The organism is Kitasatospora sp. NPDC052868, from assembly GCF_044547105.1.
Classification (GTDB): domain Bacteria; phylum Actinomycetota; class Actinomycetes; order Streptomycetales; family Streptomycetaceae; genus Kitasatospora.
In genome coordinates this window covers 65311-86638 of the sequence record NZ_JBITZW010000023.1, presented here as the reverse complement: position 1 = coordinate 86638, position 21328 = coordinate 65311, and the positions used below count along the sequence as shown (strand labels likewise).

Genomic DNA, 21328 nt, shown 5'->3' with positions numbered 1-21328 from the left:
CGCAGGGTCTAGATTGCGAAGTCCAGTGCACCTGCCCGCCGATCCCGTGGAGAGACCCATGGCAGCCGAGCCGCGCCGCACCGAGTCGGGCTTCCCGATCGAGCCCCTGTACGGTCCCGAGACACTGGACGGGTGGGACGCGGCGCAGCGCCTCGGCAGCCCGGGGGAGTACCCGTACACCCGGGGCGTGTACCCCTCGATGTACACCGGCCGGCCGTGGACGATGCGCCAGTACGCCGGGTTCGGCACCGCCGCCGAGTCCAACGCGAGGTACAAGCAGCTGATCGCCAACGGCACGACCGGCCTCTCGGTGGCCTTCGACCTGCCCACCCAGATGGGCTACGACTCGGACGCCGCGGTCGCGGCCGGCGAGGTCGGCAAGGTCGGTGTGGCGATCGACAGCGTCGAGGACATGGGCGTCCTGTTCGACGGCATCCCGCTGGGCGAGGTCTCCACCTCGATGACCATCAACGCGCCCGGCGGCCTGCTCCTGCTGCTCTACCAGCTGGTCGGCGAGGCCCAGGGCGTGCCGTCCGCGCGGCTCACCGGCACCATCCAGAACGACGTGCTGAAGGAGTACATCGCCCGCGGCACCTACATCTTCCCGCCCAAGCCCTCGCTGCGGCTGGTCGCGGACGTCTTCCGCTACTGCCGGGCCGAGATCCCCCGCTGGAACACCATCTCGATCTCCGGCTACCACATGGCCGAGGCCGGGGCGAACCCCGCGCAGGAGATCGCCTTCACCCTGGCCAACGGCATCGAGTACGTGCGCACCGCCGTCGCCGCCGGGATGGACGTGGACGACTTCGCGCCCCGGCTCTCCTTCTTCTTCGTCTCCCGCACCACCCTGCTGGAGGAGGTCGCCAAGTTCCGTGCCGCACGCCGGATCTGGGCGAGGGTCATGCGCGAGGAGTTCGGCGCGCGGAACCCGAAGTCCCAGATGCTCCGCTTCCACACCCAGACAGCCGGGGTGCAGCTCACCGCCCAGCAGCCCGAGGTCAACCTGGTCCGGGTCTCCGTCCAGGCGCTCGCGGCCGTTCTCGGCGGCACCCAGTCGCTGCACACCAACAGCTTCGACGAGGCCATCGCGCTGCCCACCGAGAAGGCCGCCCGGCTCGCGCTGCGCACCCAGCAGGTGCTGGCCTACGAAACGGACGTCACCGCCACCGTCGACCCGTTCGCGGGCTCCTACGTGGTGGAGGCGATGACCGACGAGGTGGAGGCCGCCGCCGTCGCGCTGCTGGCCAGGGTCGAGGAGCTGGGCGGCGCGGTGGCCGCGATCGAGGCGGGCTACCAGAAGGCCGAGATCGAGCGCACCGCCTACCGCATCCAGCAGGAGACCGACTCGGGCGCCCGGACGGTGGTCGGGGTCAACCGCTTCCAGCTGGACGCCGAGGAGCCCTACCAGCCGCTGCGGGTGGACCCGGCGATCGAGGCCCGGCAGGCCGGGCGGCTGGCCCGGCTGCGCGCCGAGCGGGACTCCTCGGCGGTGGACCGCGCCCTGGGCGCCCTGCGGACGGCCGCCGGGGGGAGCGACAACGTGCTGTACCCGATGAAGGAGGCGCTGGCCGCCCGGGCCACGGTCGGCGAGGTCTGCGACGCGCTGCGCGCGGTGTGGGGGACGTACGCGCCCGTCGAGCGGTTCTGAGCAGGCGTCAACGCCGTTGTGGAAGGCTGTGGTTGGCCGTTGGGCCGGCCGGTCGGGGGCCGCCCCGTGACCCTTGCCGCGAGTGATCGTTGCACAGGGCAGGCACCCCTCGGAAGGCGGCTGAAACGAGATGTCATACCCACCTGCTCGGCCGGTATGCGCCCATCCGGGGATTTCTTTTGGGGAAGTCGGGCAAAATCCCCCCAACAGGCCTACCCTTGTTGAGATGAAGCGTTCGCAGCCCGCCGAGTCGGCCGTCACCCTCACCGCTGCCCGCCCCGCCGCAGATCTGCGTGCCAGGGTCGCCGGATTCGAGGCCGAGCTGATCGCCTTCCGCCGTGATCTGCACCGGCACCCGGAGCTGGGCCGCCAGGAGTTCCGCACCACCGGACTGCTGCGCGACCGCCTGGTGGCGGCCGGCCTCGCCCCCCGGGTGCTGCCGGGCGGCACCGGGCTGATCGTCGACATCGTCCCGGCGGGGGTGCCGCGCGGCACCGACTTCCTGGCCTTCCGCGCGGACATCGACGCGCTGCCGATCGACGACGCCAAGACCGACGCGCCGTACCGCTCGACCGTCCCCGGCCGGGCCCACGCCTGCGGCCACGACGTGCACACCTCCGTCGTGCTCGGCACCGCCCTGGTCCTGGCCGAGGCCGCCCGCACCGGCGAACTGCGCCGTCCGGTCCGGTTGTTCTTCCAGCCCGCCGAGGAGGTCATGCCGGGCGGAGCGCTGGACGTCATCAACGCCGGCGGGATGGAGGGCGTCGGCCGGATCTTCGCGGTGCACTGCGACCCCAAGGTGGAGGCCGGGCGGATCGCGCTGCGCACCGGGGCGATCACCTCGGCCTGCGACCGCCTGGTGCTGCACCTGGACGGCCCCGGCGGCCACACCGCCCGTCCGCACCTGACCACCGACCTGGTGACCGCGATCGCCCGGATGGCCGCCGACCTGCCCGCCGCGCTGGCCCGCCGGATGGACCCGCGCTGGGGCGTCAGCCTGGTCTGGGGCCGGATCGCCTCCGGCTCCGCGCCGAACGTCATCCCGCAGCACGCCGAGCTGGAGGGCACGGTCCGCTGCCTGGAGCTGGACGGCTGGCGCGAGGCCCCGGACCTGCTGCACGAGCTGATCGCCAAGCTGGCCGAGACCTACCGGGCGAAGTGGACCCTCGACTACCACCGCGGGGTGCCGCCGGTGGTCAACGAGGCCGTCTCGGTGGGCCTGCTGGAGGCCGCCATGACGGCCCGGTTCGGGCAGGACGGCCACACCGTGGTGGAGGACACCGAGCAGAGCCTCGGCGGCGAGGACTTCTCCTGGTACCTGGAGCACGCCCCGGGCGCGCTGGCCCGCCTCGGCGTCCGCACCCCGGGCGACACGACCGTGCGGGATCTGCACCAGGGCCGCTTCGACGTGGACGAGCGGGCGATCGCGATCGGTGTGGAGCTGTTCGCGGCCCTGGCGCTGGACACGGGCGAGGGGCCGGCGGCTTAGGCCCTGTCCGGCCGAGGAGGCTGGGAAAGCCCGGATGTCCAAGTTGTCCCATGTTGTACCGATCCGGGCTTTATCTTCGGTTGCGTAAACTGGGCTGCTCCAACAGCACCCGCCGTCCGCGCACGGCAATGGAGCCTCGGGAAGGCCGTGAGACCACGGTTTGATAACAACCCGAATGCTCCGGCGGCCCGTAATACAACCGTGTTCTACGCGCGTTACGGTGGCGTCCGACCACGCTAAACGGGTGCGTGTGAGAAGGAGATACTCCCTTGCGCCGTTCTACTAAGCTCGCTGCGGTTGTGCTCTCGGGTTCCCTGGGCATTGCCTCGCTCGCCGCTTGCGGCGCAAAGAGCAACGACACCACCGCTTCTGCCGGAGCCTCCGAGGGCAGCCTCAAGGTCGGCATGGCGTACGACATCGGCGGTCGTGGCGACCAGTCGTTCAACGACTCCGCCGCCCGTGGCCTGGACAAGGCCAAGGCCGATCTCGGCGTCGCCGTGACCGAGGCCGACGCCAAGACCGGCGAGGCCGAGGCCGACAAGGAGACCCGGCTCAAGAACCTGGTCACCGCCGGCTACAGCCCGATCATCGCGGTCGGCTTCGTGTACCAGGACGCGGTCAACAAGATCGCCAAGGAGAACCCGAACACCAAGTTCGCGATCATCGACTCGGCGTCCGACGCCCAGCCGAGCAACGTCACCTCGCTGACGTTCTCGGAGCAGGAGGGCTCGTACCTGGCCGGCGTGGCCGCCGCGCTCAAGTCCAAGACCAAGCACATCGGCTTCATCGGCGGCGTGCAGACCGAGCTGATCAAGAAGTTCGAGGCGGGCTACAAGGCCGGCGCGAAGTCCATCACCCCGGACATCACGGTCGAGACCACCTACCTGACCACGCCCCCGGACTTCTCCGGCTTCAACTCGCCCGACAAGGGCAAGGAGGCCGCGCAGGGCCAGCTCGACAAGGGCGCGGACGTCATCTACTCCGCCGCCGGCTCCTCCGGCAACGGCGCCATCGAGGCCGTCGCCAACAAGTCGGGTGCCCTCGCCATCGGCGTCGACTCCGACCAGGCCGCGCAGCCGGCCCTGGCGAAGTACAAGGCCAGCATCCTCACCTCGATGGTGAAGAACGTGGACAAGGCCGTCTTCTCCTACATCGAGTCCGCCAAGAAGGGCGCCATCTTCACCGGCGTGAAGAACTTCGACCTGAAGGCCGACGGCGTCTCGCTCGCCACCACCGGCGGCAAGATCGACGACATCCAGGGCAAGCTGAACGACGCCGCCACCGCGATCAAGAGCGGCGCCACCACCGTCCCGACCGCCCCGTAAGGCGCGCCCGGACGTAGCTCCCGCTGCCACCTGCCCGGCAGCGCAATGATTGACACGGCATCAGGGAGGGGCCCGGCTGGGTGCGCTCAATGCGTACCCCCGGGCCCCGTCCCGTACCCCACCGTTTTTTCTTGGCCCTCCAGCGCAACGACGCGCCTCCAGACCACCAGGAGATCGCCATCACCGCATCCGACCCCGCCCTCAGCAAGGGCGGTACCCCCAGCGCGGGGACGGCGACACCGGCCGTCGAACTGCGCGGCATCACCAAGCGCTTCCCCGGCGTCGTAGCCAACTACGACATCAACCTCACCGTCCGCACCGGCACCGTGCACGCCCTGATGGGTGAGAACGGCGCCGGCAAGTCGACGCTGATGAAGATCCTCTACGGCATGCAGAAGCCGGACGAGGGGACCATCGCCGTCAACGGCGAGCTGTGCGAGTTCAACACCCCCGGCGACGCGATCGGCCGCGGCATCGGCATGGTGCACCAGCACTTCATGCTCGCCGACAACCTGACCGTCTGGGAGAACGTCGTCCTCGGCGGCGAGGCCCTGTACGGCATCGGCGCCAAGGCCAAGGCGAAGATCAAGGAGATCTCCGACCAGTACGGACTGGGCGTGCGCCCGGACTCGCTGGTCGAGGACCTCGGCGTCGCGGACCGCCAGCGGGTCGAGATCCTCAAGGTGCTCTACCGCGGCGCCAAGATCCTGATCCTCGACGAGCCCACCGCCGTCCTCGTTCCGCAGGAGGTCGACGCGCTGTTCGACAACCTGCGCGAGCTCAAGGCCGAGGGCGTCACCGTCATCTTCATCTCGCACAAGCTGCACGAGGTGCTGTCGGTGGCCGACGCGATCAGCGTCATCCGGCGCGGCACCACGGTCGGCGACGCCGACCCGAAGAGCGTCAGCGCCCGCCAGCTCGCCGAGCTGATGGTCGGCGCCGAGCTCCCCTCCCCGGAGAGCCGCGAGTCCACCGTCACCACCGACGAGATGCTCACCGTCCGGGACCTGCGGATCGCGAAGACCGACGCCGAGGGCATCGAGCGCGTGGTGCTGGACGACATCTCGCTGCGCATCCACAAGGGCGAGATCCTCGGCATCGCCGGCGTCGAGGGCAACGGCCAGGCCGAACTGGTCGAGGCCATCATGGGCATGCTGCCGCTGGACGGCGGCACGGTCACCCTGGACGGCAAGGACCTCTCCGGCACCCTCACCCGGGCCCGCCGCGAGGCCGGCATCGGCTACATCCCCGAGGACCGCCACCGGCACGGCCTGCTGCTGGAGGCCCCGCTCTGGGAGAACCGGATCCTCGGCCACGTCACCGAGGCCCCGAACTCCAAGGGCGTCCTGCTCGACCCGGCCGGTGCCCGCAAGGACACCCAGCGGATCGTCGACCAGTACGACGTCCGCACCCCCGGCATCGAGGTCACCGCGGCCTCCCTCTCCGGCGGCAACCAGCAGAAGCTGATCATCGGCCGCGAGATGAGCCACGCCCCCAAGCTGCTGATCGCCGCCCACCCCACCCGCGGTGTGGACGTCGGCGCGCAGGCGCAGATCTGGGAGCACATCCGGACCGCCCAGCGGGCCGGCCTCGCCGTCCTGCTGATCTCGGCCGACCTGGACGAGCTGATCGGTCTCTCCGACACCATCCGGGTGATCTACCGCGGCCGTCTGGTCGCCGATGCCGACCCGGCCACCGTCACCGCCGAGGACCTGGGTACCGCCATGACCGGTGCGGCCAGCGGCCACATCGAGTCCGACGCGGAGGCCGTGGAGGAGTCCCACGCGGTCCGCGCGGAGGGCACCGAGGCCGCCGAGGCCGAGGACGGCACCCCGTCCGACACCCCCACCGACACCGCCGACCCGCAGGCGGGGGAGTAGCCACATGACCAGTCCCAACCCCGCCGCCAAGCCCCGCCCGGCGAAGCGGTTCGACGGCGAGAAGATCGTGCTCGCCCTCGCCGCACCGGTGCTCGCCGTCGTGCTGTCCGTGGCGATCTGCTCGGTGCTGCTGGCGACCTCCGGCAAGAACCCGTTCGACGCGTGGAACGTGATGATCACGTACGCCACCAAGTCGGACGGCCAGGTGGCGATCCTCAACCGGTCCACCACCTACTACCTGGCCGCCGCGGCCGCCGCCTTCGGCTTCCGGATGAACCTCTTCAACATCGGTGTCGAGGGCCAGTACAAGGTCGCGGCGCTGTTCGCGGCCTTCGTCGGCAGCCGGCTCGACCTGCCGTCGTTCATCCAGATCCCGCTGCTGCTGATCACCGCCATGCTGGTCGGTGGCCTGTACGCGAGCATCGCCGGTCTGCTGAAGGTCCTGCGCGGCGTCAGCGAGGTCATCTCGACCATCATGCTGAACGCCATCGCGATCGCCATCGTCGGCCTGCTGCTCGTCCCCGGCGTCTTCGCGCCGGAGAAGGGCACCACGAGCAACTCCATCCAGACCAGCCCGGTCTCGGAGTCCAGCCACTTCTTCGCGATCAACACCGACGGCGGCCCGCTCTACGGCTTCCTCTTCATCGCGATCCTGGTCGGCGTGGCCTTCCAGTTCACCCTGACCCGCACCCGCTTCGGCTTCGACCTGCGCGCCACCGGCCGCTCGGAGACCGCGGCCACCGCGTCCGGTGTGAACGTCAAGCGCATGGTCGTCATCTCGATGGTGGTCTCCGGCGCGCTGGCCGGTCTGATCGGCCTGCCCGAGCTGCTGCAGAACTCGTACAACTTCGGCCAGAGCTTCCAGGGCGGCCTCGGCTTCCTCGGCATCTCGGTCGCGCTGCTGGGCCGCAACAGCCCGATCGGCATGGCCTTCGCCGCCGTGCTGTTCGCCTTCCTGGACGCCACCGGCTCCCAGCTGCCGCTGCCGCAGAACGGCGGCTTCCCGTTCGAGATCGTCCCGGTCATGCAGGGCACCATCGTCATCTGCGTCGTCGTCGCCTACGAGCTGGTGCGGCGCTACGGCCTCAAGCGCCAGCAGCAGAAGGTCGGCGCCGAGCTCGCCGCCCAGGCCGCCGCGGCCAACGAGAAGAAGGAGGTGTCCGCATGAGCACGGCCACCGCTGCCCGCGCGAAGGCGCCGGGCGCTCCCGCCAAGAAGCGCAAGATGTCCTGGCCCGTGGTGCTGCTGCTGATCGCGGGCGCCCTGGTCCTCTTCTCCGCCGTCGGCATGATCACCGACAACCACTCGCTGACCTCCTCCGGGCAGGTCACCGCGGCGCTCAGCGCCGCCGTGCCGATCGGCATGGCCGGTCTGGGCGGTCTCTGGTCCGAGCGGGCCGGCGTGGTCAACATCGGCCTCGAAGGCATGATGGTCGCCGGCACCTTCTGCGGCGCCTGGGGCGGCTACCTGGTCAGCCCGTGGTTCGGCCTGGTGGCCGGCATGCTCGGCGGTGCGCTCGGCGGTCTGCTGCACGCCGTCATCACGGTGACCTTCGGCGTCGACCACATCGTCTCCGGTGTCGGCGTCAACCTGCTGATCCCCGGCATCTGCGCGTACGTCAACCGGATCTACTACAAGGACTACATCTCCGTCGGCGCCGGTGCGAACCAGTCCCCGCCGGCCGATCCGCTGCCGTACATCACCATTCCGGGGCTCTCCTCCGGGCTGAAGGACATCGAGCTCCACCACTGGTTCCTGGTCTCCGACGTCGCCGGTGTGCTCGGCGGCCTGGTCACCAACATCTCGGTGGTCGTGCTGCTGGCCGGCGCGCTGATCGTGGTCAGCTACTTCGCGCTCTGGCGCACGGTGTTCGGCCTGCGGCTGCGCTCCTGCGGTGAGAACCCGACCGCGGCCGAGTCGCTGGGCGTGAACGTCTACAAGTACAAGTACTACGCGGTGGTCGCCTCCGGTGCCTTCGCGGGCCTCGGCGGCGCGTACCTCTCGCTGGTCGCGGCGCACTTCTACAAGGACGGCCAGACCAACGGCCGCGGCTTCATCGGCCTCGCGGCGATGATCTTCGGCAACTGGATGCCCGGTGGTCTCGCCATGGGCGCCGGCCTGTTCGGCTTCACCGACAGCCTCCAGCTGCGAGACCCGGAGTCGGTGCACGTGCTGATCCTGGCGGTCGCCATCGCGATGCTCCTGCTGGCGTTCTGGCACGTGTACCGCCGCAAGCTGACCTCCGCGGCGGTCACCTTCGTGGTCTCCGGCGGCCTGTTCGCCTGGTACGCGACCACCGAGGAGGTGCAGCGCCCGCTGATCGTCGCGACGCCGTACGTGATCACCCTGGTCGTGCTTGCGCTGGCCTCGCAGCGGCTGCGGCCGCCGAAGGCCGACGGCCAGATCTACCGCAAGGGCCAGGGCAAGTGACGTCCGCTCCCGCCGTCGACTGGGACCAGCTGCGCGCCGCCGCCCGCGAGGCGATGACCCACGCGTACGCGCCGTACAGCAGGTTCCCGGTCGGGGCGGCCGCCCTGGTGGACGACGGGCGGCTGGTCACCGGCTGCAACGTCGAGAACGCCTCGTACGGGCTCGCGCTCTGCGCCGAGTGCGGGCTGGTCTCCAGCCTGCACGCCACCGGCGGCGGCCGACTGGTCGCGTTCACCTGTGTGGACGGCCAGGGGCAGCTGCTGATGCCCTGCGGCCGCTGCCGCCAGCTGCTCTACGAGCACGGCGGGCCGGAGCTGCTGGTCGAGCTGCCCTCCGGGGTGAAGCCGATGAGCGAGGTCCTGCCTGACGCTTTCGGGCCGGAGCGGCTCTAGCCCCGTCATTTGTTACGCGCGTAGAGTGTCGCGAGTGGGTCGATCACCGACCTTTCGCGACACTCTTCGCTTTTTGAAACCCTTCTTGGAGTACCCCATGGATGCCATCTCCGTCATCAGGACCAAGCGAGACCGCGGAGAGCTGAGCGACGCTCAGATCGACTGGGTGATCGACGCCTACACCCGCGGCGAGGTCGCCGACGAGCAGATGTCCGCCCTGGCCATGTCGATCCTGCTGAACGGCATGAACCTGCGCGAGATCAGCCGCTGGACCGACGCCATGATCCGCTCCGGCGTCCGGATGGACTTCTCCTCGCTGCCGCTGCCCACCAGCGACAAGCACTCCACCGGCGGCGTCGGCGACAAGATCACCCTGCCGCTCGCCCCGCTGGTCGCCGCCTGCGGCGCCGCCGTCCCGCAGCTCTCCGGCCGCGGCCTCGGCCACACCGGTGGCACGCTCGACAAGCTGGAGTCCATCCCCGGCTGGCGCGCGCTGCTCTCCAACGACGAGATGATGGACGTGCTGCGCTCGTCCGGCGCGGTGATCTGTGCGGCCGGCGACGGCCTGGCCCCCGCCGACAAGAAGCTGTACGCGCTGCGCGACGTGACCGGCACGGTCGAGGCGATCCCGCTGATCGCCTCCTCGATCATGTCCAAGAAGATCGCCGAGGGCACCGGCGCGCTGGTGCTGGACGTCAAGGTCGGCTCCGGCGCGTTCATGAAGAACCTCGCCGACGCCCAGGAGCTGGCCCGCACCATGGTCGGCCTGGGCAAGGCGGCGGGCGTCAACACCGTCGCGCTGCTCACCGACATGTCCACCCCGCTCGGCCTCACCGCGGGCAACGCGCTGGAGGTCCGCGAGTCCGTCGAGGTGCTGGCCGGCGGCGGCCCGGCGGACGTCGTCGAGCTCACCCTGGCGCTGGCCCGCGAGATGCTGGCCGCCGCGGGCGTGCACGGCAAGGACCCGGCCGACGCGCTGCGCGACGGCTCCGCGATGGACCACTGGCGCCGCATGATCTCCGCGCAGGGCGGCGACGTCGACGCCCCGCTGCCGGTCGCCCGCGAGCAGCACGTCATCCCGGCGCCCGCCTCCGGCGTGCTCACCTCGCTGGACGCCTACGCGGTGGGCGTCAGCGCCTGGCGCCTGGGCGCCGGCCGCGCCCGCAAGGAGGACCCGGTGCAGGCCGGCGCCGGCATCGAGATGCACGCCAAGCCCGGTGACACCGTGGTGGCCGGCCAGCCGCTGCTGACCCTGCACACCGACACCCCCGAGCGCTTCGAGTACGCGATCGAGGCCCTGGCCGGCGGCATCGAGGTCGCCCCGGCGGGTACCGCGTTCACCCCGAACCCGATCGTGCTGGACCGCATCGCGTGATGGCCTGAGGCCTGCTCACGTGCGCCGGGTCAGGCGTACGTGAGCAGACCGCCGGTGTCGAGGGTCCACGGACCGACTGCCACGGTGTCACCGAAGGCGAACTCCTTGCGCGAGGTGTAGCCGGGCTCCGCGTGCACGATGCCGGTACCCGTACGGGGATCGACGAGCAGGTAGAGCGGGATTCCCATGGCCGCGTAGTCGCGCACCTTGTCGCGGTAGTCGCTCTTGGGGTTCGACTTCGAGACGACCTCGACGACCAGCAGGACCTCGTGCGGCTGCAGTGCGGGCTGATCGCCTTCGAGCACCTTCTCGGAGAAGACCATGAGGTCGGGATTGCGCAGCCGGCCCAGCCCGGCGTCCTCCAGATCCGGGCCGCCGTGAGCGATGTAGCCGGGGTGGGTGTTCGGGAGCAGGGCGTTCAGCTGCCGGGCAAGCCGGGCGACGGCGAGCTCGTGCCGTTTCACCCGTGACACCGTCATGACGATCCGGCCGTCGGCGATCTCGACCCTGCCTATCCCCGGGATCTGCGGCAGCTGGTCGGCGATCTCGTGCAACCGGGCGTACACAGCGGGGTCGGTGCTCATGTTCCGGAGTGTATCGACGGCCTCCGACGCCCCGGGCGGTGCTCACTCGGCCGCGGCCAGGGCGATCTTCAGGAACTCCTCGGGGGCCTCGCGGACCAGGTCGTGGCCGACGGGGAGGGTGTGGACGGTCCAGGAGGGGTCCTCGCGCAGGCGCTCGTACGTCTCCGCGAGCGGGCTGTCCTCGAAGCGCTCGGCGTGGATGTAGGTGCGGCGGGTCACGGCGTCCAGGGCGCCGGTGAGGGAGACCCGTTGGAACAGGGTGGCCACCGGGTGGACGGTGGCGCGCGGGTCCAGGAAGGGGCTCAGCCCGAGGACGGTGGTGCCGTCGCCGACGGCGGCGCCGGCCAGGTAGCGCTGCTTCCAGATCTCGTTGACGATCCCGTAGGCCGACTCGCCGTCGCGCGGTGCGAAGGCGTCCGCGTACACCAGCGCCCGGATCCGCTCCGGCGCCCGGTCGGCCACGCCGGAGAGGACCATCCCGCCGTAGCTGTGCCCGACCAGCACCACGTCCGTGAGCCGCTCGGCCTCCAGGGTGGAAAGCACGTCCTGGATGTGCGTCTCCAGGTTGACCGCCCCGTTGTTCAGGTGTCCCCGCTCGCTCACCCCGGTCAGCGTCAGCGGGTAGACCTCGTGGCCGGCGGCCCGCAGCCCGTCGGTGATCGGCCGGTACCACCAGGCGCCGTGCAGCATGCCGGGGACGAGAACGAAGGTGGCCATGGTCGTTTCCTCTGGTCGAGCGGGCGGGACGAGAGGAAAGCTACGGCGGATACCTGACAGGCTGTGTCAGGTATCCGCCGCGAGAAGCCGACGGGAGGCCGACGGGAGGCCGACGCGAGGTCAGGGCCGCTGGAAGACCTCGTGGGTGCCGATCCGGCGCCAGACGATGTGCGGCTCGCGCTCCTGGACGGGCGTCGCGTAGCTGAAGGTGGCCCGGCCGTCGGGCGCCCAGGTCAGCTCCCAGACGTCCGGATGCCCCTGCATCTTCTTCACCCGCAGCCCCCGCCGGAAGCCCCGCCCGTCCCGCAGGTCGGCGACGAACTGGGCGACCGCGACCAGGAAGGCCGCCTTCTGGGCGGGGCTCAGGCCCTTCCAGTCGCGCAGGAAGTGCGCCAGTGACTCATGCGTCGGCACGGCGCTTGATCTCCTCCAGGTCCAGGCCGGCCTCGTCCGCGAGGGACGCCAGGAACGCGTCGCCGTCCTGGAACACCTCACCGCGCTCGCCTTCGGCGATGGACTCGTCCACCTCGGCCTCGCCGGCCTGCCACGAGGGACTCCAGAACCATGCCTGGTCGTCCGGGATGACGGAGGCCGGGGTGAGGACGATCCGGCCGTCCTCCACCGCGACGACCAGCTGGTCGCCCTCCTGGAGGTCGAGCTGCTCCCTTATCTCCTGCGGGATGGTGACCACGCCCTTCTTGCGGACAGGCGTGGACACCAGATGGGGGCGACGGCGGCGCTTGAGGTCTGCCATGGGGAAAGTCTACCGGGCGGAAAGTCTGCCCGGCAGATTGCCGGTGGAGCGGCGGGCGGTGATGGCCTGGCGGGTGGCGTAGAGGGTGACGGCCGCGGCGAGGGTCATGGCGGTCAGGCCGACGGCGGCGGCGCCGGGCCAGCCGGTGGAGTGGTAGGCGTCGGCGCCGATGGTGCCGCCGAGGCTGTTGCCCAGGTAGTAGGCGATCAGGTACAGCGCGGAGGCCTGGGCGCGGCCCTCGGTGGCGGTGCGGCCGACGGCCGAGGAGGCGGTGGCATGGCCGGCGAAGAAGCCGGCCGTGATCAGGACCAGGCCGAGCAGCGCGCAGAGCAGCGAGTCGGCGAGCGAGAGCAGCAGGCCGGTGGCGGTCACGCCGATCGCCGTGTACAGCGCGCCGCGTCGCCCGAGCCGTCCGGAGAGCCGGCCGGCCGCGGCCGAGGTGCCGGTGCCGACCAGGTAGACCACGAAGATCGAGGCGGCGACCGACTCCGGCAGGTTGAAGGGCGAGCCGATCAGCCGGTAGCCGACGGTGTTGTAGACCGCGCCGAAGACGGCCATGAACAGCAGCCCGAGCGCGTACAGCCGGACCAGCAGCGGGTTGCGCAGGTGACGGCCGACGGTGCGGGCCAGGGCGCGGGCGTCCACCGGTGCCGGGGTGAAGTGCCGGGCGGCGGGGATCAGCAGCCGGAAGGCGAGCGCGGCCAGCAGGGCGAGCGCGGCGGAGGCGGCCAGGCCCCAGCGCCAGCCGAGCCCGGCGGCCGTCCAGCCGGAGAGCAGTCGCCCGCCCATGCCGCCGATGCTGTTGCCGGCCACGTACAGGCCCATCGCGGAGGCCAGCGCGCTGGGGTGGACCTCCTCGGCGAGGTAGGCCATCGCGGTGGCGGGCAGGCCGGCGAGGGCGGCGCCCTGGACGACGCGCAGCACGACCAGGGTGGTGAGGTCGGGGGAGAACGGCAGCGCCAGCGCGAGCGCGGAGGCGGCGAGTACCGAGGCCGTCATCACGGCGGTGCGCCCGTACCGGTCGGAGAGCGCGCTGGCCGGGAGCAGTCCGAGGGCGAGGCCGAGGGTGGCGGCGGAGGCCGTCCAGCTGGCCTGGCCGGGGGTGATCCCGAGGTCGGCCGAGAGGATCGGCAGCAGGCCCTGGGTGGAGTACAGCAGGACGAAGGTCGCGATGCCGGCGGCGAACAGGGCGAGGTTGGCGCGGCGGAAGGCGCGCTGCCCGGGGCGGTGGCGGTCGTCGGCGAAGAGGGAGGACGGGTGGGTGAGGGCATCCGGCACGGCCACGGATGCCCCGGTACTGGCGGGCTGCATGTCCCTGAACCTAGGCCGGTGCGTTTGATGCGTCCAATGCATGATTGGTCGATAATCGATGCGCACCGGTATGAGTGCAGGTGGTGGCGGATCGATCGCGGTCGGAAGGGGCGGTTGTGACGTTCGACGGAGTGGGCGCGGAGCCGCCGCACCGGTTGGCGGAGCTGGGGTCGGAGCTGCCGGCCGCCCAACTGGCGCCCAGGCTGGCTCAGTTCGCCGCCGTGGCGCGGCTGGAGCACGTGACGCAGGCGGCCGCGCTGCTGGGGATGCCGCAGCCGACGCTGTCCCGTGCGGTGGCCCGGCTGGAGGAGGACCTGGGGGTCGTCCTGCTGGCCCGTCAGGGGCGGACGGTCCGGTTGACCAGGGCGGGCCGGCTGCTGCTCGCCTCGGTGGAGCGGGCGCTGGCGGAGGTCGAGCGCGGCGCCGAGGCGGCCCGGGCCGAGGTGGACCCGGCGGTCGGGCGGGTGGCGTTCGGCTTCCTGCACACCATGGGGACGGACGCCGTCCCGGCGCTGCTGCGCGGCTTCCGGGCGGCGCATCCGCAGGTGCGGTTCCAGCTGGTGCAGGACTACGTCGGGGCGATGCTGGAACGCCTGCGGGCCGGGGAGTTGGACCTCTGCCTGGTCGCCCCGGTGCCGGACGACCCGGCGCTGGTCGCCCGGCCGCTGGACGAGCAGCGGCTGCACCTGGCCGTCCCGGGCGACCACCGGCTGGCCGGGCGGCGCCGGATCCGGCTGGCGGAGGTGGCCGAGGAGCCGTTCGTCGGACTGGAGCGCGGCTACGGGCTGCGCGCGATCACGGACGGGTTCTGTGCGGAGGCCGGCTTCGTGCCGCGGATCGCGTTCGAGGGGGAGGACGCCGAGACGCTGCGCGGGCTGGTCGCGGCGGGGCTGGGGGTCGCGCTGCTGCCGCCCGGGCTGGTGCCCCGGCCCGGGGTGGTGGAGCTGGAGGTGACGGCGCCGCGCACCCGGCGGGCGATCGGCCTGGCCTGGGCGGCGGGCCGCCCGCTCACCCCGCCGGTGGCCGCGTTCCGGGATTTCGTGCTGTCGCGGCGCGGACGGCTGCTGCAGCACGACTGACCGGTAGGCGGCCCGGATCGTCCGTCCGGTGGAATTTCCGGTGGACATTGGCCGATTCGGCCCTGTTGGCGATAGTCGTTCTACGCGCGTAGGGGCTACACTCCCGCAATGGAGAAGCAGATCCCTGTCACCACCGCGGGCACCGGCCCCCGGATCCCCACCACCGACCAGATCGCCCGCGCGCCGAAGGTGCTCCTGCACGACCACCTCGACGGTGGCCTGCGTCCGGAGACCGTCGTCGAGCTGGCCGCCGCCTGCGGCTACGAGGGCCTTCCCACCACCGACCCGGTCAAGCTCGGCGAGTGGTTCCGCGAGGCCGCCGACTCCGGCTCGCTGGTCCGCTACCTGGAGACCTTCGCGCACACCTGTGCCGTGATGCAGACCCGCGAGGCCCTGATCAAGGTCGCCGCCGACTGTGCCGAGGACCTGGCCGCCGACGGCGTCGTCTACGCCGAGGTCCGCTACGCCCCGGAGCAGCACCTGGAGGCGGGCCTCACCCTCGACGAGGTCGTCGACGCCGTCAACGAGGGCTTCCGCCTCGGCGAGGCCAACGCCCGCGCGGCCGGCCACCGGATCCGCGTCGGCACCCTGATCACCGCGATGCGGCACGCGGCCCGCTCCTCGGAGATCGCCGAGCTGGCCAACCGCCACCGCGACCGCGGCGTGGTCGGCTTCGACATCGCCGGTGCCGAGGCGGGGTACCCCCCCACCCGCCACCAGGCCGCCTTCGACTACCTCAAGGGCGAGAACAACCACTTCACGATCCACGCGGGCGAGGCCTTCGGCCTGCCGTCGATCTGGGAGGCCCTGCAGTGCTGCGGCGCCGACCGGCTCGGCCACGGTGTGCGGATCGTCGACGACATCACGGTGAACGAGGACGGCGGCGTCGAGCTCGGCCGCCTCGCCGCGTACGTGCGCGACAAGCGCATCCCGCTGGAGATGTGCCCGACCTCCAACCTGCAGACGGCGGCCGCCACCTCGTACGCCGAGCACCCGATCGGCCTGCTCAGCCGCCTGAAGTTCCGGGTGACGGTGAACACCGACAACCGGCTGATGAGCGGTACCAGCATGAGCCGCGAGTTCGAGCACCTGGTGGAGGCGTTCGGCTACACGCTGGCCGACATGGAGTGGTTCACCGTGAACGCGATGAAGTCGGCGTTCCTCCCGTTCGACGAGCGGCTGGCGATGATCAACGACGTGATCAAGCCGGGCTACGCCGAGCTCAAGGCGGAGTGGCTGTTCAGCTCCGCCGGCTGAGTCGATCGCCTGATCGTCGGATGAACGGCTTTATCTGGCACGGACATTGGCGTTCATCCGACTACCCACTCGTGTGGGTTAACGCCCTTTGATCCTCGTGCGACCCAATCACTACGGTGTGCCAGTCACTGCTGACACGGTGCGGCGTTCACCGCCATGTCCGGGCGTCGGCCACCGACGAGGATCCAAGGGGACGAACTCATGAAGCAGGCCACTCTCAAGGCAGCCGGCACCGCGGCGCTCGGTATCGCCATCGCCGCGGTCGGCGCCGGCAGCGCGTCCGCGGACCCCGTTGCCGCCGGCGGCCTCGGGCTCCCCACCGGCGCGGTGACCAACCCGGCCGTGACCGGCGCCGTCACCAACACCGCGGCCAAGCTGCCGGGCGGCGACAAGGTCGCCGGCACCCTGGGCACCCTCGCCCCGAGCGCCGGCCAGGCCGCCGCCCCGGTGGCGGACGCCGCGCCGATGGCCGGAGAGACCCGGGGCGCCGTGCCCAGCGTCCCCGGCCTCGACAAGACCCCGCTCGGAGGGCTGACCAACACCCTGCCGCTGCCGGGCCTGGGCGGCTGAGCTCCGGCTCCGCCGTACACGGCGACGGGCCGTCCGCTCCGGTGACCCCGGGGCGGGCGGCCCGTCGGCGTTCGTGCCCGTCTGGTGCCTGCCTGGTGGTCGATGCGGGGAGCGGGTCCGAGGTGGCCTCAGGCCGTGGTGGCCTCGGCGTTCGGGCGGAGGGTTCACGGCTCCTGGGGGAGCAGCAGCCAGAGCGCCAGGTAGATCAGGAACTGCGGGCCGGGCAGCAGACAGGACACCAGGAAGATCAGCCGGACCGTCCACGGGGTCAGGCCGAAGCGCTGGGCGATCCCGGCGCAGACGCCGGCGATCACGCGGTTGTGGCGGGGGCGGGCGAGGCGGCTCATGACGGTCTCCGTGGTGTCGCGCCCCAGTGCCGGGCTCTCCGGTGGGCGTACTTCCATGCTCCGCCGCGGCCGCCGCCGGATCCTCAGCCTGGATGGCGATCCGGACCCCGACCCTTCTCATCGGGAAGGCGGACGCCCCGTCGGGGTTCTCCTCAGGGGCGGCCCGGAGAGGGGCCGGGCGCCGGGGGCCGGGCGTCGGGGGTGGAAAGTCGGCGGGGCCGACGTCCTGTGCGGGGGCTCGCACTGGGCGGACGCGATTGCCTCTGCCCCTGGGGGAGGGCGCAGAGTGGCGGCATGCACGAGGACTTGATCGGCATCGGGGAGCTCGCGGCCAGGACCGGGCTGAGCCACAAGGCGCTGCGGTTGTACGGGGACCGGGGGCTGCTGTCGCCCGCGCACGTCGATCCGCGGACCGGCTTCCGCCGCTACACCCCGGCCCAGGTCGAGCGGGCCCGCCGGATCGCGCTGCTGCGTGCCGTCGGGATGCCGCTGGCGCTGATCGCGGGGGTGCTCGACCCGGGTGGAACCGAGTCCGTCCGGCTGCTCGACGCCTACTGGCGCAAGGAGCAGTCCGTGCACACGGCCCGCCGGGAGGCGGTGGGCTACGCCCGAGAGGTCCTGGCAGGAAGGAATCCGCGCATGTACGAGATGGCCGAGCGCGACGTACCCGAGCAGAAGGTGCTGTTCATCCGGCGCCATGTCAACGCCGAGGGCCTCCTCGGCTTCCTCGGTGAGGCGACCGAGGCGATCTTCGCCCACATGCGGGCGACCGGCGCCTGCCTGTCCGGACCGCTCTTCATCATCTACCACGGCATTGTGAGCGACGACTCGGACGGCCCGGTCGAGGTCTGCGTCCCGACGATGAACACGGTCGAGCCGGTGGGGGAGATCGGCGTGCGGATCGAGCCCGCGCACCGCGAGGCGTACACGGAGCTGGGAAAGAAGCACCGGGACTTCGCGACGATCGTGGGTGTGCACGACGCGGTGCTCGCCTGGATCGATGAGCAGGGGTACGAGCGCATCGCGGGTTCGCGCGAGGTGAACTACCCGAACTGGGAGACGGCGGAGGAGGGTGAGCACGTGGCGGATGTCGTGGGGGTGTTCACCGTTCCCGCCCCTGCGGCCGGGCCCTGAGGTGCTGGCTCCCCGGGGGTGCCCGTAGCGGGTGGCAAGGATGCAAACGATGGGGGGTGGAGTGGGAAGTCGGACGGTCCGACTTCCTGCTCCGGGTGCGGTGGCTAGGTGCCGTGTGACGGTCTGGGGTTGAGGCGGGCGGAGTGCCAGTTGGCGTTGCGGCCGGCGCCCTCGCGGTAGGCGATGCGCTGGACGGCGGTGAGGAGTCGGTAGAGGTTGAGCGCGGCGTCGGACTCGTCGGCCTCGTAGCCGAGGCGGTGGATCAGGGCTTCGAGTTGGGGCCAGTCGAAGTCGTCGGGGCAGGAGGGGAGTTGGGTGGGGATGTGGTGGTGTCGGGCGTGCGTGAGGAAGGCGGCCGCGACGGCGTAGTGGGTGGCGGCGAGGGCGTTGGCGAGGAGGGTGTCCAGGGGCGGCGGGGGCGTTTTGGGCATGGCGGTGGCGCCCTTCCGGGATGGGGAGGAGGTGGCGGGGTCAGCGCGGGTCGTCGTCGTCCGGCCTGGTGGTGTTGAGGGCGGTGATGACGCCGAGGACGACGGTGGCGATCGCGAGGGCGAGGAGGAGGGTGAAGGCCGTGCCGATGAGGAAGGCGGCGGTGCCGGGCCTCATCGGGCCGCCCGGGTGGGGGTGAGGCGGGCGGCGAGGGCGTGGAGGAGCTCTTCGGCCTGGTCCCGGGTGAGCGGGAGGGCGAGGTGTTCGCCGGGGGCGGCGTGGATGTCGAGGTCGACGGCCACCCGGAGTTGGAGGGCGGCGTCGGGCACGGCCTCGACGGAGAGGTAGGCGATGGTGGTGCGCTCGGTGTGGGTGAGGAGGTTCACGGGTGGTCCTCCTCGTGGTCGAGGAGGAGGGTGTGGAGATTGAGCAGGGTGCTGGCGGGGGCGTTGCCGAAGTCGACCAGGATGCGGCCGTCGAGGTTGGTGTCGGTGCCCGTGGAGGGGAAGAGCAGGCCGAACTGGCGTCCGAGGGTGAGGACTTCGGCGAGGATTCCGGCGATCTGGGCCTCGGTGTAGGCGCGGAGCCCGGGGTCGGTGGGCTTGATGGGGTGGCGGCGGTTGATTCGGCTCACGCGGCGGCGTCCAGCTCGAACCAGACGCTTTTGCCGGTCTTGCGGGGGTCGGTGCCGAATCGGTGGGTGAGGGAGCGGACCAAGTGGAGGCCGCGGCCGCTGAGTTCGTAGGGGTCGGAGCTGTGGCGCTGCTCGGGGAGCGCGGGGCTGTCGTCCGAGACCGAGACCCGGAGGGTTCGGTTGAGGAGGAGAACGACCACGAGGGGCGCGGGGCTGCCGCCGTGCCGCCAGGCATTGACGAAGAGTTCATGAAGGGCGAGTTCGGCGTCGGCGATGACGTCGGGCGGCCAGCCGGCGGCGGTGAGGGCGTCCCGCAGCTCCTCGCGGGCGGCGGACCAGTCGGGCGGGGGCTGGGGGCAGGTGAAGGCACGCACGAAGAACCTCCGGGAGGGGATCAGGAGTTCGAGGCGGAGACGTGACCGTGAGCGAGGCCATGGGGCTGCTCTGCGGCGCCTGGCCAGGCATTACTGACGCTCCGTCATGTAATCGGTGCAACACTGAGAGTAGGGCCATGGGTTCCACGCGTGCAACACGATCGAGCAAGATGACCCGTGGGGGTGCGTAGCCTCACTCTTGTGAGTGGCGCCCGGCGCTCTGGAAGCGGGAAACTGCTCCGACACGGAAGGAAGACCCTTGGCGCTCAGGACCCAAATCAGCGAGCGGCAGAAGCGATTCGGCGCTGAGCTGAGGAGACTGCGTGAGGTTGCCGGGCTGGCGGTGAAGGATGCCGGTGCCACGATCGGCATGGGCGGTCCGCAGCTCAGCCACATCGAGGCGGCTCGAACCGGGCTCGATCCGGCGCGGCTCGCGACGCTGCTGTCCACCTACGGGTGCACGGATGAAACTTACGTCGCGATTCTGCAGGAGCTCGGCGCCAGCGACGGCAAGGGCTGGTGGACGGAGTTCAAGGGGAAGGTCCCGTCGCTCGCGCTTGATCTGGCGGAGGTTGAGGACCGGGTTGCGGCGTTGGCCAGCTATGACACCCTCTACATCCCTGGACTCCTTCAACTGCCTGCCTATACCGAAGCCATCTATGAGCACTCCTATCGCGACAGGGAGTGGGACGTGGCGACTGCCGTCCGGTTTCGCATGGAACGCCAGCGGATCCTGAGCGATGACAGGCAACGGCAGTTTCGGTTCGTGATTCATGAGGCGGCGCTGCGGATGCGATTCGCAGGCGACACTGCCATGCGAGCCCAATTGCTTCACCTTCTCGACATGGCGGAACTGCCGAACGTCACCATCCAAGTGCTGCCGTTCACGGCGCCGAAGCATGGACCTCTGTCGGCATCGTTCCTGTTTTGCGACCCCGGATGCGCGGATCTCTCGACGATTGTCCTGGCTGGGCCCAAGCGTGCCGAGCACCTTGGAGATCCTGCCGACCTCGCGGACTATCGCCAGACGTTTCAGCAGCTGAGTGACCTTGCCTTGCCTGCCATCGCTGAGGGAAGGTCTCTGCGAGAGCTTCCCTCCCGTGACTCATGGGGGCTCATCCACCATCTTCTCTACCAGCTCCAGAGTTGAAAGGCATCAGATGTTCCACCTCTCCTGGCAGAAGTCGTCATTCAGCGGCGCGGACGGCGCCGACAACTGCCTCGAACTCGCCTCCGGAGCTGGCGATCTTTGTCACCTCCGCGAGTCGGATGAGCCGGATGTCGTTGTCACGACCAGTGCTGCCAAGCTCCGTACGTTTCTGCTTGCAGCGAAGGCGGGGGAGTTCGACCATCTCCTGTGATGGGTAGTACCTCTGTGGTGGAGGTGGTCATGCGACAACTCGAGTGGCAGAAGTCATCCTTCAGTGACGCCGAAGGCGGTAGCACCTGCATCGAACTCGCCGTAGGCGGCGATCTCCGGCACCTGCGGGAATCGGATGACCCGGACGTCGTTGTCGTGACGGATGCCGCCAGGCTTCGAGCCTTCCTCCTTGCGGCCAAGGCAGGGGAGTTCGACCATCTCCTGTGACGGGTAGTAGC

General features: G+C 70.8%; 26 protein-coding genes. 15 read left to right on the top strand and 11 right to left on the bottom strand.

Going from position 1 to position 21328, the window contains the following annotated elements; all coding sequences use genetic code 11:
- Nucleotides 1-58 precede the first annotated feature (58 nt).
- From ACIGZJ_RS29550 to ACIGZJ_RS29515, 8 genes are all read left to right on the top strand, one after another.
- Nucleotides 59-1648: a methylmalonyl-CoA mutase gene (locus ACIGZJ_RS29550; RefSeq protein ID WP_396460109.1), complete on the top strand. Its 1590-nt coding sequence runs from the start codon at nucleotides 59-61 to the stop codon at nucleotides 1646-1648.
- Nucleotides 1649-1874: 226 nt separating this feature from the next.
- Nucleotides 1875-3137 carry an amidohydrolase gene (locus tag ACIGZJ_RS29545; protein ID WP_396460108.1) on the top strand — a complete coding sequence of 421 codons (1263 nt, stop codon included), beginning with the start codon at nucleotides 1875-1877 and terminating at the stop codon, nucleotides 3135-3137.
- Between the two features lie 269 nt (nucleotides 3138-3406).
- Nucleotides 3407-4462: a BMP family protein gene (locus tag ACIGZJ_RS29540; RefSeq protein WP_396460107.1), complete on the top strand. Its 1056-nt coding sequence runs from the start codon at nucleotides 3407-3409 to the stop codon at nucleotides 4460-4462.
- 89 nt (nucleotides 4463-4551) lie between these two features.
- Nucleotides 4552-6342 (top strand): ABC transporter ATP-binding protein, encoded by a 1791-nt coding sequence (locus ACIGZJ_RS29535; RefSeq protein ID WP_396460106.1) that lies wholly within the window; start codon nucleotides 4552-4554, stop codon nucleotides 6340-6342.
- A 4-nt stretch (nucleotides 6343-6346) separates the two neighbouring features.
- Nucleotides 6347-7510 carry an ABC transporter permease gene (locus tag ACIGZJ_RS29530; protein ID WP_392939749.1) on the top strand — a complete coding sequence of 388 codons (1164 nt, stop codon included), beginning with the start codon at nucleotides 6347-6349 and terminating at the stop codon, nucleotides 7508-7510.
- Nucleotides 7507-8772 carry an ABC transporter permease gene (locus tag ACIGZJ_RS29525; RefSeq protein WP_396460105.1) on the top strand — a complete coding sequence of 422 codons (1266 nt, stop codon included), beginning with the start codon at nucleotides 7507-7509 and terminating at the stop codon, nucleotides 8770-8772. The genes ACIGZJ_RS29530 and ACIGZJ_RS29525 overlap by 4 nt, the downstream gene beginning before the upstream one ends.
- Nucleotides 8769-9164, top strand: a complete 396-nt coding sequence (locus tag ACIGZJ_RS29520) for a cytidine deaminase (RefSeq protein WP_396460104.1) — start codon at nucleotides 8769-8771, stop codon at nucleotides 9162-9164. Before ACIGZJ_RS29525 ends, ACIGZJ_RS29520 begins: the two co-directional genes overlap by 4 nt.
- A 97-nt stretch (nucleotides 9165-9261) precedes the next feature.
- The gene (locus tag ACIGZJ_RS29515) at nucleotides 9262-10539 is read left to right on the top strand and encodes a thymidine phosphorylase (RefSeq protein WP_396460103.1); all 1278 of its coding nucleotides are present in this window, start codon (nucleotides 9262-9264) and stop codon (nucleotides 10537-10539) included.
- A gap of 29 nt (nucleotides 10540-10568) precedes the next feature.
- Here ACIGZJ_RS29515 and ACIGZJ_RS29510 read toward each other — a convergent pair whose 3' ends face one another.
- From ACIGZJ_RS29510 to ACIGZJ_RS29490, 5 genes are all read right to left on the bottom strand, one after another.
- Nucleotides 10569-11123: a Uma2 family endonuclease gene (locus ACIGZJ_RS29510; protein WP_396460102.1), complete on the bottom strand. Its 555-nt coding sequence runs from the start codon at nucleotides 11121-11123 to the stop codon at nucleotides 10569-10571.
- A 42-nt stretch (nucleotides 11124-11165) separates the two neighbouring features.
- Complete coding sequence (locus ACIGZJ_RS29505; protein ID WP_396460101.1) at nucleotides 11166-11840, bottom strand: alpha/beta fold hydrolase; 675 nt, start codon at nucleotides 11838-11840, stop codon at nucleotides 11166-11168.
- Nucleotides 11841-11960: 120 nt separating this feature from the next.
- The gene (locus ACIGZJ_RS29500) at nucleotides 11961-12254 is read right to left on the bottom strand and encodes a hypothetical protein (protein WP_396460100.1); all 294 of its coding nucleotides are present in this window, start codon (nucleotides 12252-12254) and stop codon (nucleotides 11961-11963) included.
- A complete protein-coding gene (locus ACIGZJ_RS29495; protein WP_396460099.1) occupies nucleotides 12241-12594 on the bottom strand; it encodes an AbrB/MazE/SpoVT family DNA-binding domain-containing protein in 354 nt (117 codons plus the stop codon). The genes ACIGZJ_RS29500 and ACIGZJ_RS29495 overlap by 14 nt, the downstream gene beginning before the upstream one ends.
- Before the next feature lie 9 nt (nucleotides 12595-12603).
- Nucleotides 12604-13905, bottom strand: a complete 1302-nt coding sequence (locus tag ACIGZJ_RS29490; RefSeq protein ID WP_396460098.1) for an MFS transporter — start codon at nucleotides 13903-13905, stop codon at nucleotides 12604-12606.
- A 131-nt stretch (nucleotides 13906-14036) separates the two neighbouring features.
- Between ACIGZJ_RS29490 and ACIGZJ_RS29485 the strand changes: the two genes are divergently transcribed.
- The 3 genes from ACIGZJ_RS29485 (at nucleotide 14037) to ACIGZJ_RS29475 (ending at nucleotide 16811) form a co-directional block, all read left to right on the top strand.
- Nucleotides 14037-14984, top strand: a complete 948-nt coding sequence (locus ACIGZJ_RS29485; protein WP_396460132.1) for a LysR family transcriptional regulator — start codon at nucleotides 14037-14039, stop codon at nucleotides 14982-14984.
- Nucleotides 14985-15092: 108 nt separating this feature from the next.
- Nucleotides 15093-16241, top strand: a complete 1149-nt coding sequence (locus ACIGZJ_RS29480) for an adenosine deaminase (RefSeq protein WP_392939740.1) — start codon at nucleotides 15093-15095, stop codon at nucleotides 16239-16241.
- Between the two features lie 201 nt (nucleotides 16242-16442).
- Nucleotides 16443-16811 (top strand): ATP-binding protein, encoded by a 369-nt coding sequence (locus ACIGZJ_RS29475; protein ID WP_392939739.1) that lies wholly within the window; start codon nucleotides 16443-16445, stop codon nucleotides 16809-16811.
- A gap of 164 nt (nucleotides 16812-16975) precedes the next feature.
- On the opposite strand, the gene ACIGZJ_RS29470 is transcribed toward ACIGZJ_RS29475, so the two are convergent.
- The gene (locus ACIGZJ_RS29470) at nucleotides 16976-17158 is read right to left on the bottom strand and encodes a PspC domain-containing protein (protein ID WP_392939737.1); all 183 of its coding nucleotides are present in this window, start codon (nucleotides 17156-17158) and stop codon (nucleotides 16976-16978) included.
- 294 nt (nucleotides 17159-17452) lie between these two features.
- Here ACIGZJ_RS29470 and ACIGZJ_RS29465 point away from each other — a divergent pair, with 294 nt between their 5' ends.
- Entirely contained in the window at nucleotides 17453-18292 is an 840-nt protein-coding gene (locus ACIGZJ_RS29465; protein WP_396460097.1) for a MerR family transcriptional regulator, read from the top strand.
- A 104-nt stretch (nucleotides 18293-18396) separates the two neighbouring features.
- Here ACIGZJ_RS29465 and ACIGZJ_RS29460 read toward each other — a convergent pair whose 3' ends face one another.
- The 5 genes from ACIGZJ_RS29460 to ACIGZJ_RS29440 are packed head-to-tail and all read right to left on the bottom strand — an operon-like array spanning nucleotide 18397 to nucleotide 19729.
- A complete protein-coding gene (locus ACIGZJ_RS29460; protein WP_396460096.1) occupies nucleotides 18397-18723 on the bottom strand; it encodes a hypothetical protein in 327 nt (108 codons plus the stop codon).
- Between the two features lie 40 nt (nucleotides 18724-18763).
- Nucleotides 18764-18898 (bottom strand): hypothetical protein, encoded by a 135-nt coding sequence (locus ACIGZJ_RS29455; protein WP_396460095.1) that lies wholly within the window; start codon nucleotides 18896-18898, stop codon nucleotides 18764-18766.
- Nucleotides 18895-19107, bottom strand: a complete 213-nt coding sequence (locus ACIGZJ_RS29450) for a hypothetical protein (protein WP_396460094.1) — start codon at nucleotides 19105-19107, stop codon at nucleotides 18895-18897. Before ACIGZJ_RS29450 ends, ACIGZJ_RS29455 begins: the two co-directional genes overlap by 4 nt.
- On the bottom strand, nucleotides 19104-19355 hold the full coding sequence (locus ACIGZJ_RS29445) for a hypothetical protein (RefSeq protein WP_396460093.1): 252 nt from the start codon (nucleotides 19353-19355) through the stop codon (nucleotides 19104-19106). The genes ACIGZJ_RS29450 and ACIGZJ_RS29445 overlap by 4 nt, the downstream gene beginning before the upstream one ends.
- Nucleotides 19352-19729 (bottom strand): ATP-binding protein, encoded by a 378-nt coding sequence (locus tag ACIGZJ_RS29440; protein WP_396460092.1) that lies wholly within the window; start codon nucleotides 19727-19729, stop codon nucleotides 19352-19354. The genes ACIGZJ_RS29445 and ACIGZJ_RS29440 overlap by 4 nt, the downstream gene beginning before the upstream one ends.
- A 259-nt stretch (nucleotides 19730-19988) precedes the next feature.
- Here ACIGZJ_RS29440 and ACIGZJ_RS29435 point away from each other — a divergent pair, with 259 nt between their 5' ends.
- From ACIGZJ_RS29435 to ACIGZJ_RS29425, 3 genes are read left to right on the top strand one after another with little or no spacing between them, the layout of a single operon-like run.
- A complete protein-coding gene (locus ACIGZJ_RS29435) occupies nucleotides 19989-20879 on the top strand; it encodes a helix-turn-helix domain-containing protein (RefSeq protein WP_396460091.1) in 891 nt (296 codons plus the stop codon).
- 10 nt (nucleotides 20880-20889) lie between these two features.
- A complete protein-coding gene (locus ACIGZJ_RS29430; protein ID WP_396460090.1) occupies nucleotides 20890-21090 on the top strand; it encodes a DUF397 domain-containing protein in 201 nt (66 codons plus the stop codon).
- A complete protein-coding gene (locus ACIGZJ_RS29425; RefSeq protein ID WP_396460089.1) occupies nucleotides 21090-21317 on the top strand; it encodes a DUF397 domain-containing protein in 228 nt (75 codons plus the stop codon). Before ACIGZJ_RS29430 ends, ACIGZJ_RS29425 begins: the two co-directional genes overlap by 1 nt.
- Nucleotides 21318-21328 lie beyond the last annotated feature (11 nt).